The following is a 15367-nucleotide window of genomic DNA, read 5'->3' as shown; positions in this document are numbered from 1 at the left end:
CCGCCGCGGCGGGGGCCCTCTTGGGCTCTCAGACCTCCTGCCAGGCCGCCAGCGCCAGTCCCGGCTCGTCCTTCTGCCGGGCGACCCGCAGTTCGCCGTCGGGAGTCACCGTCGCCGCGACGACACGGCCGTCCGCGTCCTCGGCACAGGCCACGGCCGTGCCCACGGGCAGCTGCGGCCCGGACTCCGTCCACCACAGGCCCGCCGACTCCTGCTCGGTGGGGTAGGCGGCGAAGGCGACCCGGCCGGAGGCCGAACGCTGGGCGAGCAGCGTGCAGTCGTGGCCGTCCAGTGTGCAGCGCAGCGGCATCACCGGACCGGGCCCGGCCGCGGCGAGCAGGGCCGTGGGAGCGGTGTCCGGACGCCAGGCGTGGAGCATGCCCTCGGGGTCCGCGAAGAACAGGGTGGTGTGCTCCTTGGAGGTGGGCAGCGCGCTGAGCGTGCCCGGCTCGACGCGCACCGGCAGCGGATCGGCCGGTACGGGAGCCGCGCCGGCCTCCTCCTGGAACCAGCGCACGATGCCGGCCGGGTCGGTGCCGTACAGCTCGACCCGGCCCGACTCGCCCGTCACGGCGGTCAGTTGCCCGTGCACGCCGGTCCCCCCGAGGTCGGCCCAGGCGTTCCAGCCGCCGCGTTCCTTCTGGATGAGGGCGTGCACGCCCTCGCCGCGGTTGCCGACGAAGACATGGGCCCGGCCCTCCGCGTCGACGGCCACGGCGGGCATGCCGGTGCGGGCGCCTGTCCTGTCGGGGTGGCCGACCGGAGCCCAGTCGAGGGCGGCGAGGTGGACGCGGAAATGCGTGGAGTGGACCAGGCCCGCCTCCTGGGCCTTGGTGGGCCGCCAGGAGACGAGGTGTGCGTAGCCGTCGGCGCCGTGTCCGACGGCGAGCCCGGGGTGCAGGCGCTGGCCGCCGCCGACCTTGCGCCAGGGCAGCCAGGTGTCGCCCCCGGGGTGCCGCTCCGCCCGGCACCACACGGCGTCGTCGCGGGTGGCGTAGACGCCGAGTCGGCCGTCGCGGGCGCGGATGAGCCAGTCGCCGTTCACTGTACGGACCATTGACACGGCACCACTTTAATCGGGCGGTCGGCGCGGTCCTCGGGTGGGCCGGTCGTGGGACGCTGGGGGCATGAGTGACGTGCTGCTGGTCGTCGTGGATGCCGCGAATGTCGTCGGGTCGGTGCCGGACGGCTGGTGGCGGGACCGGCGGGGAGCGGCGGAGCGGTTGCGGGACCGGCTCGCGGCGGACGGGGTGCCGGGGCGTGAGGGTCCCGCGGAGATCGTCCTGGTGGTGGAGGGGGCGGCTCGGGGGGTGTCCTCCGTGCCCGGGGTGCGGGTGGAGTCGGCTCCGGGGAGCGGGGACGACCACATGGTGGAGCTGGTGGCGGGGGCGGCGGGTGAGCGCCCGGTCCTTGTGGTCACCGCGGACCGGGAACTGCGGCGCAGGGTCGGGGAGTTGGGGGCGGAGGTGGCGGGTCCGCGGACGGTTCGTCCCTGACCGGGTGCGGTCGACGCCTGGCCGGCTGTACCCACCCAGGGGCGCGGGGAACTGCGCGGCCAACCCCCACCGGCCCGCAGCCGAACGAGACCGCCCCCACCGCCCCTACCGCCGCCGCGCGTACAGCACAGCCCCGTCCACCGTTCCCACCTCCTCGTACCCCGCCGAGAGCAACCGCCGGAGGCCCCGCACCCGTTCCGGCGCGTACGGCTTGCCCCGGGAGTCGTCCACCACCAGGGCCGCCGAGACCGCCTCCCGCCGGAACACGGTCCACGCACCCCGCATGGCATACCTCTCCCCCACGCGCCCGCCGTCGCGGCCCCCGCTGTAGTTGGTCAGGAGTCCCGCCGTCAGATAGCGGCTGGCCGGGGCGCGGTCCGCCAGCCAGTACGTCTCCGGGTGCATCCCCCAGATCAGGACCGGATCACCGGGGACCGTCCGCGACGTCACCGCCTGCGCGACCCGGCGTGCGTGGTCGAGGTCGGGGCGAGGGGCCAGCACACCCCACGTCAGGAAGAGCACGCACGCGCAGGCCGACGTGAGCAGCGCGGTGACCGTGCGGTCGTACGGCAGCGTGCGGAGCGCCCCCGTGGCCAGGAGGGCGGCGGGTGGCAGGAGTTGGAGGTAGTAGTGGCCGAAGAAGTGGAGGCCGAGCAGGACCGCTCCCGCCGACGCGAGCAGCCACAGCCACAGGTCGGCCGTCGGTGCGCGCCGGGCCCGTACGACGGGTGCGATCAGGCCCGCGCAGGCCACCGCCACGATCCCGGTGTTGACCAGACCGCGTGCCAGGACGTGGAGTTCGGAGCCGGTCGGTGTCGCGTACGCCCCCGAACCCGTCACCGTCCAGAACACGAAGCCCGCCGGGTCCGTGACCAGCGCCGCGCACAGCACCGGCAGCACGGCGCCCGCGACGAGCGGCGGCACCCCTGCGCGGCCCGCGCCGGCGGCGACGTACAGCCACAGGACCGGCAGCAGCACCGCCCCGCCCGTCTGCTTGGTGAGGAAGGCGCAGGCGACGGCCGTGCCCGCCGCGCCCCACCGCCGCCGGTCCGCGCACCACATCGCCGCGGCCGTGCAGGGCAGGAGGAACACCTCGAAGGTGGCTGCCTGCGCGTCCAAGGGGTTCAGTCCGACGGAGACGAGCAGGTACAGCACTCCGGCGGTCCGGCCGGGCGTGTCGCCCCAGCGGCGGCGCGCCAGGGAGGCGAGCAGGGCGGCGGTGAGGAGCTGGGCCAGGACCGCCAGGACCCGCACCCCGGCCAGGGTGCCGGAGCCCGTCACCGCGAAGGCTGCCTCGTAGAGCCAGGGGACGAACGGCGGCTTGCGGTCGACGACCGTCTCGTAGAGCTGTCCGCCGTGCGCGAGGAGCCGTGCCTGTACGGCGAGGTAGCCCTCGTCCGGGTTCCAGAGGGGGCGCGTGAAGGACGGGAACCTCGTCACGCAGGCCAGGACCGCGAGCGGGGGCAGCAGTCGGCTCCAGTACGCGGCACGGGAGCCGGGCACGGAGGGTGACGGGAGCAGGAGCTCTGCAGGCATGACCCGCACGCTATCCGGCCCCGCATCTCCTGACTGATCAGGACATACGGGGCCGGTAGGCGGAACGTGTGTTACTCCGTGTTGTCGGCCGTCGTTTCCGCGCGCTGTCCGAGACGGCTGTGGCTACGGCCGTAGAGGAAGTAGACGAGGAAGCCGAGGACCATCCAGCCCGCGAACCGCAGCCAGGTCTCGGTCGGCAGGTTGAGCATCAACCAGAGGGAGGCCGCCACCGACAGGATCGGGATGAACGGCACCCACGGGGTGCGGAAGGCGCGGGGCAGGTCCGGGCGGGACCTGCGCAGGATGATCACGCCGATCGCGACCACCACGAACGCGAACAGCGTGCCGATGTTGACCAGTTCGGCGAGCTCGCTCAGCGGGGTGAAGCCCGCGACGATCGCGATGATCACGCCGAGCAGGATGGTCGGGCGGTGCGGGGTCCGGAACTTCGGGTGGACGTGGGAGAAGAACGTGGGCAGCAGTCCGTCGCGGCTCATGGCGAAGAAGACCCGGGTCTGGCCCAGGAGCAGGATCATGCAGACGGTCGTCAGGCCGACCGCGGCGCCGAAGCTGATGAAGCCCGCGAACCAGGGGTGGCCGGTGGCCTTGAAGGCGTCGGCGAGGGGGGCCGTGATGGACAGGTCGGTGTACTTCTGCATGCCCGTCACGACGATCGACACGGCCACGTAGAGCGTCGTGCAGATGAGGAGGGAGCCGAGGATGCCGCGGGGCATGTCGCGCTGCGGGTTCTTGGTCTCCTCCGCGGCCGTCGCCACGACGTCGAAGCCGATGAAGGCGAAGAAGACGACGGAGGCGGCGGTGAAGATGCCCATCACGCCGAAGTTGGAGGGCGCCCAGCCGAACATCAGCTGGATCAGCGGCGACTGGAGACTGTCACCGGCGGGCACGTCCTGCGCCTTCGGGATGAACGGGTCGTAGTTGTCGCCCTTGATGAAGAAGGCGCCGGCGATGATCACGGTCAGGACGACCGTCACCTTGACGGCGACGACGATCGAGGTGACGCGCGCGGAGAGCTTGGTGCCGAGCACGAGGATGGCGGTGAGCACCAGGACGAGCGCGGCGGCGAGGATGTCGAAGCCGAAGCCGTCGGCTCCGTCGCGGCTGCCGAGCGCCGCCGGCAGATGCCAGCCCGCATTGTCCAGCAGTGAGGCGATGTAGCCGGACCAGCCGACGGCGACCACCGCGGTGCCGAGCGCGAACTCCAGGACCAGGTCCCAGCCGATGATCCAGGCGGGCAGTTCGCCGAGGGAGGCGTAGGCGAAGGTGTACGCCGATCCGGCCACCGGGACGGTGGAGGCGAACTCGGCGTAGCAGAGCGCGGCGAGCGCGCAGACGACGCCGGCCACGACGAAGGCCAGGGCGACCGCCGGGCCGGCGTTGTTCCTGGCGACGGTGCCGGTCAGGACGAAGATGCCGGTGCCGATGATGACGCCGACACCGAAGACGGTCAGATCCAGCGCGGACAAGGACTTCTTGAGCGCGTGCTCTGGCTCCTCGGTATCGAGGATGGACTGCTCGACCTTCTTCGTCCGGAAGAGGGTGCTGCTCACGGGTACCTCCCACGCTGTGTCGTCCTCGACATGATCGAGAGGGGGCGTAGGTCGTATGCCCCGGCGCGGGCGGATTCACGCGAACGGGCCGGTCACACCACTGTCAAGAGTGGTGCGACCGGCCCATACGGACGAGCCCCCGTCAGTCGCGGGCGGGCTCCACCTCGGCCGGGGCGCTGTCGTAGCGGCCGTCGAGCTTGGAGACCAGGCCGGTGACCTGGCGGGCGATGTCGGGGGCGGTGAGCCCGATCTCGGCCATGATCTCGGCGCGGGAGGCGTGGTCGAGGAAACGCGGCGGGATGCCGAAGTCGCGCAGCGGGACGTCCACGCCCGCGTCGCGCAGGGCCTGGGCGATCGCCGAGCCGACACCTCCGACGCGGGAGTTGTCCTCGACGGTGACGACCACTCGGTGCCGCTCCGCGAGCGGGGCCAGGGCCTCGTCGACGGGCTTGACCCAGCGCGGGTCGACGACGGTGGTGGAGATGCCCTGCCGGTCGAGCAGACCGGCGATCTCCAGGCACATCGGGGCGAGGGCGCCGACGGAGACGAGGAGCACGTCGGGCGTGTCCGTCCCCGGCTCGCGCAGCACGTCCATGGAGCCGACGGTGCCCACGGCGGGTACGGCGGGGCCGACGACGCCCTTGGAGTAGCGCAGCACGGTCGGCGCGTCCTTGACCTGGACGGCCTCGCGGAGCTGGGCGCGCAGCTGCTCGGCGTCGCGCGGGGCGGCGAGCCGCAGCGTCGGGACCACCTGGAGCATCGACATGTCCCACATGCCGTTGTGCGAGGCGCCGTCGTCGCCTGTGACGCCGGCCCGGTCGAGCACGAAGGTCACCCCGCACTTGTGCAGGGCGACGTCCATGAGGACCTGGTCGAAGGCGCGGTTGAGGAAGGTCGCGTAGACCGCGAAGACCGGGTGCAGTCCACCGGTCGCGAGGCCCGCCGCGGAGACGGCCGCGTGCTGCTCGGCGATGCCGACGTCGTAGATGCGGTCCGGGAAGGTGTCCGCGAACTTCTTCAGGCCGACCGGCTGGAGCATGGCCGCGGTGATGGCGACGATGTCCTCGCGCTCCTGGCCGAGCTTGACCATCTCGTCGCCGAAGACGGAGGTCCAGCTGGCGGCGGAGGCCTTGATGGGCAGCCCGGTGTCCGGGTGGATGGGGCCGATGCCGTGGAAGCGGTCGGCCTCGTCCTGCTCGGCGGGCTCGTAGCCGCGGCCCTTCTCGGTGAGGCAGTGCACGATCACCGGGCCGCCGAAGCGCTTGGCGCGGGCCAGCGCCGACTCCAGCGCCTCGATGTCGTGGCCGTCGATGGGGCCGACGTACTTCAGGCCGAGGTCCTCGAACATGCCCTGGGGCGCGATGAAGTCCTTGAGGCCCTTCTTGGCGCCGTGCAGGGTCTCGTAGAGCGGCCGGCCGACGACCGGGGTGCGCTCCAGGAGGTCCTTGCCGCGGGCCAGGAAGCGCTCGTAGCCGTCGGTGGTCCGCAGGGTCGCGAGGTGGTTGGCGAGGCCGCCGATGGTCGGCGCGTAGGAGCGCTCGTTGTCGTTGACGACGATGACGAGCGGGCGGTCCTTGGCGTCGGCGATGTTGTTGAGCGCCTCCCAGGCCATACCGCCGGTCAGGGCACCGTCACCGATGACGGCGACGACATGGTCGTCGCGTTTGAGCACCTGGTTGGCCTTGGCGAGCCCGTCGGCCCAGCCGAGGACGGTCGAGGCGTGGCTGTTCTCGATGACGTCGTGCTCGGACTCGGCGCGCGAGGGGTAGCCCGAGAGGCCGCCCTTGGATCGCAGCTTCGAGAAGTCGTGGCGACCGGTGAGCAGCTTGTGCACGTAGGACTGGTGACCGGTGTCGAAGAGCACCCGGTCCTTGGGCGAGTCGAAGACCCGGTGCAGCGCGATGGTCAGCTCGACCACACCGAGGTTGGGGCCGAGGTGGCCGCCGGTCTTGGAGACTGCGCCGACGAGGAAGCTCCTGATCTCCTCCGCCAGCTGGTCCAGCTCCTCAAGGCTGAGCCGGTCCAGATCACGCGGTCCCCTGATACGGGTCAGCAGCGGCACCCGTGCCTCCTTGCATTAGAGCTGATCGAGCTTGCCGGGTGTGTCGAGTCTAATGTTCTACGACAACAGTCCTGCCCGGCACCTTGAGGGTGCCGGGCAGGACTGTCGACCGGGAGGGGCTGCCCCCTGCGGTGTTATCCGCGACCCGAGGCCTTCTGAGACCTTCGCGACACCGAGTCGATGACGACCGCGCCCAGCAGAACACCGCCGGTGATCATGTACTGGATCGAGGCGTTCATGTTCAGCAGGTCCAGACCGGTCGTGATGGACTGGATGACCAGCATGCCCAGGAGGGCCGACCACACCGAACCGCGGCCGCCGAACAGGCTCGTACCGCCGATGACGGCCGCCGCGATGGCGAGCATCAGGGTGTTGCCGCCGCCGGCGCTGAGCGTCGCGCTCGCGGTCTGACCGGCGAAGAACATACCGCCGATCGCGGCGAACCCGCCGGAGATGGCGAACACGGTGATACGGACCATCGGCACGTTGATACCGGCACGTCGCGCGGCCTCGATGCCACCGCCCACCGCGAAGACCTGACGGCCGTACGTGGTGCGGCGGAGCACGAAGTCGACGACCACCAGAGCCGCCAGGAAGATCACCAGCGAGTTGGAGACACCGGCCGCGTTGTTGAGCACGGCGGCGGCCAGGAAGGACGCGACGGCGAGCGCGCCGACGCGGACCAGGATCTCGACGGTCGGCCGGAAGGGCACGCCGGCGGCCTTGCGGCGCCGCTGCTCGTTGAAGTTGCCGACGAGGGTCAGCACGACGGCGAGGCCGGCCAGCAGGTACGCGCCGATGATCGCCTGGTCCATGAAGAACGAGCTCTGGCCGAACAGGTGGATCGGACCCGAGTCGGACGGGATGTTGATGGTGCCGCTGGAGCCCAGCAGCCACAGCATCAGACCGTTCCAGCCGAGGAGACCGGCCAGGGTGACGACGAACGCCGGTACGCCGACCTTGGCGAAGAACCAGCCGTGCAGGGAGCCGATGGCGATACCGGTGACGACCGCCAGGATCAGTGCCAGCCAGACGTTCATGCCGTTGTTCACGACCCACACCGCGAACAGGGTGGAGGCCAGGCCGCTGACGGAACCGACCGACAGGTCGATCTCGCCGAGCAGCAGCACGAACACCAGGCCGATGGCGATCATGCCGGTGGCCGACAGGTAGTAGCTGATGTTGGAGACGTTGTCGGCGCTCAGGAAGCGGTCGTTCTTGAACTGGAAGATCGCCCAGATGACGATCAGGCCGACCACCACCGGCAGCGAGCCCAGCTCACCGCCCTTGACCTTGCGCGTGAACTCGGTCCAGTAGCCCTTGAAGCCCTCTTCGCGGACCAGCAGCCGGGGGTCGACCACCGAGACCGGTGCCGCGGTGGGGTCGTCGGCGGGGGCGACCGTGGTCTGCGCCTCCGCGTCCGCCTTGGAAACCTTCGATGTGTCGCTCACTTTGCCGCCTCCGCGCTGCGACGTCCCGCACGACGGGTCACGGCGTTGTCCGTGGCACCCGTGATCGCGGAGATGATTTCTTCCTGACTGGTGTCCTTCACCGAGAAGGAACCGTTGTTCCTGCCCAGCCGCAGCACGGCGACGGTGTCGGCGACCGCCTTCACGTCGGCCATGTTGTGGCTGATCAGGATGACGCCGAGGTTGCGCTCGCGCAGCCGCTCGACGAGGTCGAGGACCTGTGCGGTCTGCTCGACGCCGAGGGCGGCGGTGGGCTCGTCGAGGATCACGACCTTGGGGTCGCCGATCAGGGCGCGCGCGATGGCGACGACCTGACGCTGACCGCCGGAGAGGCTCGCGATCGGGATGCGCACACTCGGGATGCGGATGGAGAGCGTGTCCAGCAGCTCGCGCGCCTTCTGCTCCATCGTGACCTCGTCGATCACACCACGGCGCAGCAGCTCGCGTCCGAGGTAGAGGTTGCCGACCACGTCGAGGTTGTCGCACAGGGCGAGGTCCTGGTAGACCGTCGCGACGCCGAGTCCCTGGGCGTCGTGCGGCCTGTTGATGCTGACCGGGTTGCCGTCCCACTCGATGACACCCTCATCGATGGGGTGGACACCGGCGATCGTCTTGACCAGCGTGGACTTTCCGGCGCCGTTGTCGCCGACGAGGGCGACCACTTCTCCGGCGTGGACCTCCAGTTCGACATCGGTGAGGGCCTGCACCGCACCGAATCGCTTGGAGACTCCGCGCAACGCCAGCACGGGCGTAGCGGACACGTTAACCATCTCCTTCGCCGCCTGACCGGCGGGGATGCCGCGCTTGGGGTAAGGCGCGGAGGGGTCGTGCTCGGGGCACTGGGCTCGTAGCACTCGACTGACGAGTTGTGCCGCAAGCACCGATTTACAAGTCGAACATGCGCGCGACCGATGCCTCTTGGCAACGGCTGCGTCCGTCATGCTTCCGTCCGGCGCCCGCCCCGCAGCGGGGTATGAAGGCGGTGCGGGCGCCGGACAGGCTCGGTGCCGGCCTCGGGGCGGGTCCGTCGAAGGACGCGCCCCGGGGCTCAGCGGCTCTTACTGAAGGCCGGCCTTCTTGCACGCGGCGGCGTAGTCCGCGGTGCAGATCTGGGCGACGGTGTACAGACCGTCCTTGACGACCGTGTCCTTGATGTTCTTCACGGTGACCGAGACCGGGGTCAGGAGCTTCGCCTGGACCTTGTCGCCGGAACCGCTGGTGACCTCGGTGTCGGCCAGGGACTTGATGTCCTTGCCCTGGAGCAGGTTGACCGCGAGCTCGGCGGCGGTGTCGGCCTCCGGCTTGTAGGCCTTGTAGACCGTGGCGGACTGGGTGCCGGCGACGATCCGCTGGATGGCGGCGAGCTCGGCGTCCTGACCGGTCAGCGGGATGGTGCTGATGCCCGCGCCCTTGAGGGTGTTGGCGATACCACCGGCCATGCCGTCGTTGGCGGCGTAGACGCCCGCGATGTTCTTGGCGCCCAGCTGGGTGATGGCCGCGGACATCTTCTGCGCGGCGACGGTGTCCTTCCACAGGCCGGACTGCTCGTAGGCGATGTCGACCTTGCCGTCGAGGACCTTGTGCGCGCCCTCCTTGAACTGACCGGCGTTCGGGTCGGCGTCGTCACCGTTGATCATGACGACCTTGGCCTTCGGGGTCGCCTTGGAGCCGAGCGCGTCCAGCAGCGCCTGGCCCTGGAGCTCGCCGACCTTGACGTTGTCGAAGGAGACGTACGCGGAGACCGGGCCCTGGGCCAGACGGTCGTACGCGACGACCTTGACGCCCTTGCTCACCGCGGAGGCGATGGAGGACTTGATGGCGGCGGAGTCCTGCGCCGAGACCACGATCACCTTGACGCCCTTGGTGACCATGCTGCTCATCTGCTGGGCCTGCTTGGCCGGGTCGGCCGCGGCGTTGGCGTAGGAGACGGTGCAGTCGCTGCACAGCTCCTTGACCTTGTCCTCGAAGTACGGCTTGTCGAACTTCTCGTACCGCGCGGTGACGTTGTCGGGCAGGAGCAGGCCGATCGACTTGCTGCCCGAGCCCGAGCTGCTGCTGTCGCTGCCGTTGTCGTCGTCGCCGGCCTTGCCACAGGCCGCGGCCGAGACGGCGAGCGCCGAGATCGCGACGGATACGGCCACACGACGCATGAGCGTGTTCACTTGAGAAACCTCCCTGACGAGGCCGCGTCGTTGCGGCCGAGGTGGCTGGAAGTCAACTCGGCCGCACGTGCGACGTCAAGAAGTAAATACTTAACGAGATGGCAACGACCTCCTGCGTTCTCTAAGTGAACGCAGGTGCCGCCGCATGCAGCGTGCTGTCCAAAAGGGTCGAATCACCCATCTCGCTGAGAGCGAGGGCGAGCGCTCCGAGCACCTCCGCACGACCTCCAAGTGCCCCTGGAAGCACGGACAGTTGACGCGCCGCACTGGGGATCGCATAGCGGCCGACGGACTCCCTGATCGGCCCGAGCACCAGCTCACCGGCCTCGGCGAGATCACCGCCCAGGACGACTCGGCTCGGGTTCAGCAAGTTGCAGAGATTGGCGACTCCACTGCCGATGTGTCGGCCGACGTCGGCGATCACCCGACGACAGCCTGGGTCTCCGTCCCGCGCGAGTCGAACAACGCCTTCCATGGTGAGATCGGTGCCGTGGCTGGACTGGAGCAGCGGAAGCACATAGCGCGCGGCCGCGAAGGTCTCCAGACAGCCGCGGTTGCCGCAACGGCAGACAGGGCCGGACTCATCAAGAGTAATATGCCCGATTTCTCCCGCCGTGCCACCCGGACCCCGGTAGATCTTGCCATCGATCACCAGTCCGGCCCCCACACCGCTCGCGACCTTGATGTACGCCAGGTCCCGCACCCCGCGGCCGCTGCCCCACACCAGCTCACCGAGGGCGCCGAGGTTCGCGTCGTTGTCCACGTGCACGGGCACGCCGAGGCGCCCCTGGAGCTCCTCGGCGGGCTTGGTGCCGATCCAGCCCGGCAGGATGGCGGAGGAGCCCAGGGAGCCGGATTCCAGATCGATCGGCCCGGGCACGCCGAGGCCCACTCCGGCGATCTTCGAGCGGTCCACCCCGGTCGCCTCGATCAGCCGGTTGACCAGCTGTTCCGCCCGGTCGAAGCCCTGCGGCGCGGAGGCGTCCACGTCCAGCGGCTCGGATTCCTCGGCGAGCACCTGGTGGGCGAGGTTCCCGACCGCGACACGCAGATGGGTGTGCCCGAAGTCCACCCCTATGACGATGCCTGCGTCCCCGCTCAGGGAGACCGCGCGGGCCCGCCGGCCACCGGCCGAGGTGGGTGTGACCTCGACGGTTCCGCCGTCCTTGAGCTCGCGGACGATGTTGGAGACGGTCGCGGCGGACAGTCCCGTGGTCCGTGCGATCTCGGCCTGCGTGAGCGACCCGGCCAACCGGACGGCCCGGACGACCCGCTCCAGGTTGGCTCGGTGCAGCGACGACTGCGACCCCGGAGTCTCCACGACGACCTCCCGCGCGCGGGACCGCATCGGTGAGGCCCCGTCTATGTCCAACTAGTGAACTCTAAGCTGAGCCGTTCGGGTCGCCTCCCGTCAAGAGGTTGAACAGTTTCCGGGGTGTAGGGCACACATGAACGCACCGTCACCGAGACCGGCGACAGTGCGCTCGTGCGCGCTCGCGCAGCGCTACTTCAGGGTCGCCGAGGTGAGGCCCGCCTGCACCTGGCGCTGGAAGGACAGGTACACCACCAGCATGGGGATCATCGCGATGGTCACCCCCGCGAAGAGCACGGGAAGGTCCGAGGCGTAGCCCATCTGCTGCTGGAGCTGGATGAGGCCCTGGGTGAGCACATAGCGCTCCGGATCGTCGCCGCTCTGCGGCTGCATCAGCACCGTCGGCAGGATGAACTGGTTCCACTGGCCGAGGGTGTTGAAGATGCCGACGCTGATCAGTCCCGGCTTCGCCATCGGCAGCATCACCTGGAAGAAGGTCCTGGTGTGCGAGGCCCCGTCGAGGACCGCGGCCTCGAAGACGGCCGTGGGCAGCGTCCGGAAGAACGCGTGCATGAAGAACACCGTGAACGGCATCGAGTAGGCGACGTACACCAGGATCAGCCCCTGGTAGGTGTTCAGCATGTCCAGCCGCTTCACCATGAAGAACAGCGGGACCAGGGCCAGGAACACCGGGAACATCGCGCCCGCGACGAAGAAGAAGTACAGGAACCTGTTGCCCCAGAACTGGTAGCGGGCCAGGACGTAGGCGGCCATGGAGCCGAGCAGCATCGTCAGTGGCACCGAGAAGACCAGCACGATGACGGTGTTCAGGAAGTAGTCGCCGATGCCCTTGTCCCAGGCCCGCCCGAAGACGTCCAGGGACCAGTTCTGCGGCCAGCCGAAGGCCGAACCGCCGATCTGGACGTCGGTCTTGAAGGAGCTGAGCACCAGCCACAGCAGTGGCAGCACGATCAGCAGGGCCCACAGCGCGAGGAAGCCGTGCGAGAAGGCGTTCAGGACGACGCCCTCGCTGCGCTCGCTGCCGGGGCGGGCCGGGGCCTTGCCCGTGGTCCGCTGGGCCGGGACGGCCGCGGTCTCCTTGATGGGTGCGCTCATCGTCGCAATCTCTCCCGCTCAGAACTCGACGCGGTCGCGGCGGGTGGCACGCAGCATGACCACGGACAGGACCAGGGTGAGCAGCAGCATGACGACGCCCATCGCGCAGGCGTATCCGCTCTTGCCGAAGTACTGGAAGTTGCGCATCATCACCGTCGACATCACGTCGCTGTGGTGGTCGGGGCCGCCGCCGTAGGCGCCCATGTTCTGGGTCATCGACGACACCAGCACGAACATGTCCATCGCGACGATGCCCAGATAGACCCAGGCGGTCTGCACGGTGTCCCACAGCAGCGGCAGGGTGATGCGGAAGAAGGACTGGTTGCGGCCCGCGCCGTCGATGAGCGCGGCCTCGTAGATGTCCCTCGGGATGGACTGCATGGCGGCCGAGAACAGCACCAGGTAGAAGCCGACCCCGTGCCACACCACGGCGATGATCAGCATCCACAGCACCAGGTTGGGCTCGTTGAGCCATTCCATCGGATTCTCGGCGTCGACCAGGCCGAGTTTGATCAGGAATCCGTTGAGCAGACCGCCGCCGTCACTGCGGTACACCGCGTTGAACAGCACGGCGACGATCGCCAGCGACAGCACCTGGGGAAAGAAGTAGACGACTTTGTAGAACTGCGATCCGGCGACTCCCCGTACTCCGCCGGCCCTGCTGCGCCCGCCCGCGTTCAGCATGAACGCGAAGAACAGGGCGAGCAGGATCGTGATCACCGGAATGAAGATCAGGAACAGGATGTTGTGCCAGATGGCCTGCATGAAGACGTCGTCCTGGAACAACGCCTGGTAGTTGTCCAGACCGACGAACTTGAACGTCTGCGACTGCCCTTTCCAGTCGGTCAGCGAATAGCCGAACGTCTGGACATACGGCCAGATCACGAAGATCAGGTAGAGCGTCACGGGAACGAAGAGAAATCCCGCGACAAACCTGTACTGCCCTTTGCGCATTGGCGATTCCTGCCCCTGGTGTCCTCCCCCGGGCCGGAGCGCTCCGGCCCGGGAAACGGCGTTGCGGTCAGTCCCGGTGGTTCTTCTTGGAGGCCGGGTCCTTGGCCTGCTTGTCGACCGCGGCCTGGGCCCGCTTGAGCCACTCCTTCGGCTGGATGCGCTTGGCCATCAGCTCGTTGGACGCGGCCTCGATCGCCGCCCCCATCTCGCTGTACCACTCGGTGTACAGGTAACGGAAGGTGTCGTCACCGGCCGCCTTGGACGCCTCGACGGTGGACTGGGTGCCCGGGCGCAGCTTGACGCTCGGGTCGACGCCGTCCTTGAGGATGGTCAGCGAGTTGGCCTCCTTGGCGAACAGCGTCGACCACTCCTTGGAGAGCATGCGCCGCATGAACTCCTTGGCCGCGGGGAGGTTCTTGGCCTTCGCCGGGATGATGAAGGGCTCGCCGGAGCCGGCCCGGATCGCCGGGAAGGGCAGTGCGCTGTCGGGCAGCAGCGGCATCGGCATGAACTTCATGTCGAAGTCCGTCGGCGTCTGCTTGAGCTGCTCGTTCTCCAGCCAGGAGCCACAGGTGATGAAGGCGGCCTTGTACTGGTTCCAGCGGGTCTGGGACTCGGTGTGGGTCAGGCCGTTGGTGCCCGGCATCAACAGGCCCTTCTCCACGACCTCGTAGATCGCCTCGACACCGGCCTGGGCCGCGTCCGAGCCGACGAAGGCCTTCGGGTCGAGGTTGTCGATCGCCTTCATGGCGTCCAGGCCGCCCTTCTTGGCGATCAGGTCCATGATGGCGACGTTGATGTAGTACGGGTACTTGCCCTGGTGGGCGAGGCCGCCGATGCCCTGCTTCTTGGCGTCCTGGCAGATGGCGAGGAAGTCGTCCCAGGTCTTGGGCTCCTCCCAGCCCTTCTCCTTGAAGAGCTTGCCCGAGTACCACAGGCCCCAGACGGTGTAGATGTAGTTGAGGGCGACGATCTTGCCGCCCTGGAGACCGGCGTCGAGCGTGCCCGGGATGATGAGGTCGCGGACCTTCTTGCCCGGATCGTCGATCGCGGGCGCGTCCAGGACCTCGGCGAGGTCGAGCAGCTGCCCGTTCTTGTAGAGGACGTCGACCTTGATCTGCTGGGCGCCGGAGTCGTCGACGATGTCCGGCGGGTTGCCCGCGTTGAAGCGCGGCTGCAGCTTTCCGGTGATCTCCTGGGTGCCGGTGTGGGTGGAGGTGATCCCGAGCTTCTTCTGGAAGTCGGCCTCCCACGCCTTGGCGTAGTCGTCGCCGTAGCCGCCCTTGAAGATCACGACGTCGAGCTTGCTGCCCTTCGCCGCGCCGAAGGGGTTGTCCTTCGAGGTGGTGCCCTTGGTGCTGTCGTCGCTCGAGTCGTCGCCCCCGCCGCTCGCGCAGGCGGACAGGAAACCGGTCGCGGGAACGGCGGCCAGTCCGAGCGCGGCGGACCGCTTGATCAGATCTCGGCGGCCGACACCTTCATCACCGTGGCTGTCTGCGGAAGTGGATCCCATGCTCAAGTCCTCGCCTTCTCCAGGACTCAGGCGGTGAACCGGATCCTCCCGGCACCGCGGTCAGGTCAAGCAGGTTCGTGCAAGAGGTTCGTGCAAGAGGGGTGAATCGCCGACAGGTATAGTCCACTTCCGGTCGGCGGAGCAAGATCGAATGCAAGGTTGGCCATGGGTGTTTT

12 protein-coding genes are annotated in these 15367 nt (G+C 69.0%); 1 reads left to right on the top strand and 11 read right to left on the bottom strand.

Translation table 11 applies throughout. The features are described 5' to 3' along the window. Positions 1-28 precede the first annotated feature (28 nt). On the bottom strand, positions 29-1057 hold the full coding sequence (locus IOD14_RS10745; protein WP_212670130.1) for a hypothetical protein: 1029 nt from the start codon (positions 1055-1057) through the stop codon (positions 29-31). Between the two features lie 70 nt (positions 1058-1127). Here IOD14_RS10745 and IOD14_RS10740 point away from each other — a divergent pair, with 70 nt between their 5' ends. Continuing rightward, positions 1128-1496, top strand: a complete 369-nt coding sequence (locus IOD14_RS10740; RefSeq protein WP_123992174.1) for an NTP pyrophosphohydrolase — start codon at positions 1128-1130, stop codon at positions 1494-1496. A gap of 105 nt (positions 1497-1601) precedes the next feature. Here the strand turns inward: IOD14_RS10740 and IOD14_RS10735 are convergent, their stop codons facing one another. From IOD14_RS10735 to ngcE, 10 genes are all read right to left on the bottom strand, one after another. Then, on the bottom strand, positions 1602-3032 hold the full coding sequence (locus IOD14_RS10735) for a glycosyltransferase family 39 protein (RefSeq protein WP_212670129.1): 1431 nt from the start codon (positions 3030-3032) through the stop codon (positions 1602-1604). Positions 3033-3103: 71 nt separating this feature from the next. Next, positions 3104-4603, bottom strand: coding sequence for an amino acid permease (locus IOD14_RS10730; protein ID WP_123992172.1), 1500 nt, complete (start codon positions 4601-4603; stop codon positions 3104-3106). 142 nt (positions 4604-4745) lie between these two features. Continuing rightward, on the bottom strand, positions 4746-6665 hold the full coding sequence (gene dxs, locus IOD14_RS10725) for a 1-deoxy-D-xylulose-5-phosphate synthase (RefSeq protein WP_212670128.1): 1920 nt from the start codon (positions 6663-6665) through the stop codon (positions 4746-4748). 134 nt (positions 6666-6799) lie between these two features. Beyond that, the gene (locus IOD14_RS10720; protein ID WP_123992170.1) at positions 6800-8116 is read right to left on the bottom strand and encodes a sugar ABC transporter permease; all 1317 of its coding nucleotides are present in this window, start codon (positions 8114-8116) and stop codon (positions 6800-6802) included. Further along, positions 8113-8904: an ATP-binding cassette domain-containing protein gene (locus IOD14_RS10715; protein ID WP_174269260.1), complete on the bottom strand. Its 792-nt coding sequence runs from the start codon at positions 8902-8904 to the stop codon at positions 8113-8115. The genes IOD14_RS10720 and IOD14_RS10715 overlap by 4 nt, the downstream gene beginning before the upstream one ends. A 288-nt stretch (positions 8905-9192) precedes the next feature. Then, positions 9193-10284 carry a substrate-binding domain-containing protein gene (locus tag IOD14_RS10710; protein ID WP_123992937.1) on the bottom strand — a complete coding sequence of 364 codons (1092 nt, stop codon included), beginning with the start codon at positions 10282-10284 and terminating at the stop codon, positions 9193-9195. A 133-nt stretch (positions 10285-10417) separates the two neighbouring features. Beyond that, positions 10418-11617 (bottom strand): ROK family transcriptional regulator, encoded by a 1200-nt coding sequence (locus tag IOD14_RS10705; RefSeq protein WP_123992936.1) that lies wholly within the window; start codon positions 11615-11617, stop codon positions 10418-10420. Between the two features lie 183 nt (positions 11618-11800). Beyond that, the gene (locus IOD14_RS10700; protein ID WP_123992168.1) at positions 11801-12724 is read right to left on the bottom strand and encodes a carbohydrate ABC transporter permease; all 924 of its coding nucleotides are present in this window, start codon (positions 12722-12724) and stop codon (positions 11801-11803) included. An 18-nt stretch (positions 12725-12742) separates the two neighbouring features. Beyond that, positions 12743-13678 (bottom strand): sugar ABC transporter permease, encoded by a 936-nt coding sequence (locus tag IOD14_RS10695; RefSeq protein WP_123992167.1) that lies wholly within the window; start codon positions 13676-13678, stop codon positions 12743-12745. A 67-nt stretch (positions 13679-13745) separates the two neighbouring features. Continuing rightward, a complete protein-coding gene (ngcE, locus tag IOD14_RS10690) occupies positions 13746-15191 on the bottom strand; it encodes an N-acetylglucosamine/diacetylchitobiose ABC transporter substrate-binding protein (RefSeq protein ID WP_123992166.1) in 1446 nt (481 codons plus the stop codon). Between the last annotated feature and the right edge of the window lie 176 nt (positions 15192-15367).

This window comes from Streptomyces sp. A2-16, assembly GCF_018128905.1.
Lineage (GTDB): Bacteria > Actinomycetota > Actinomycetes > Streptomycetales > Streptomycetaceae > Streptomyces.
The sequence above is the reverse complement of the archived record's forward strand: the minus strand, read 5'-3'. Positions and strand labels throughout refer to the sequence as shown.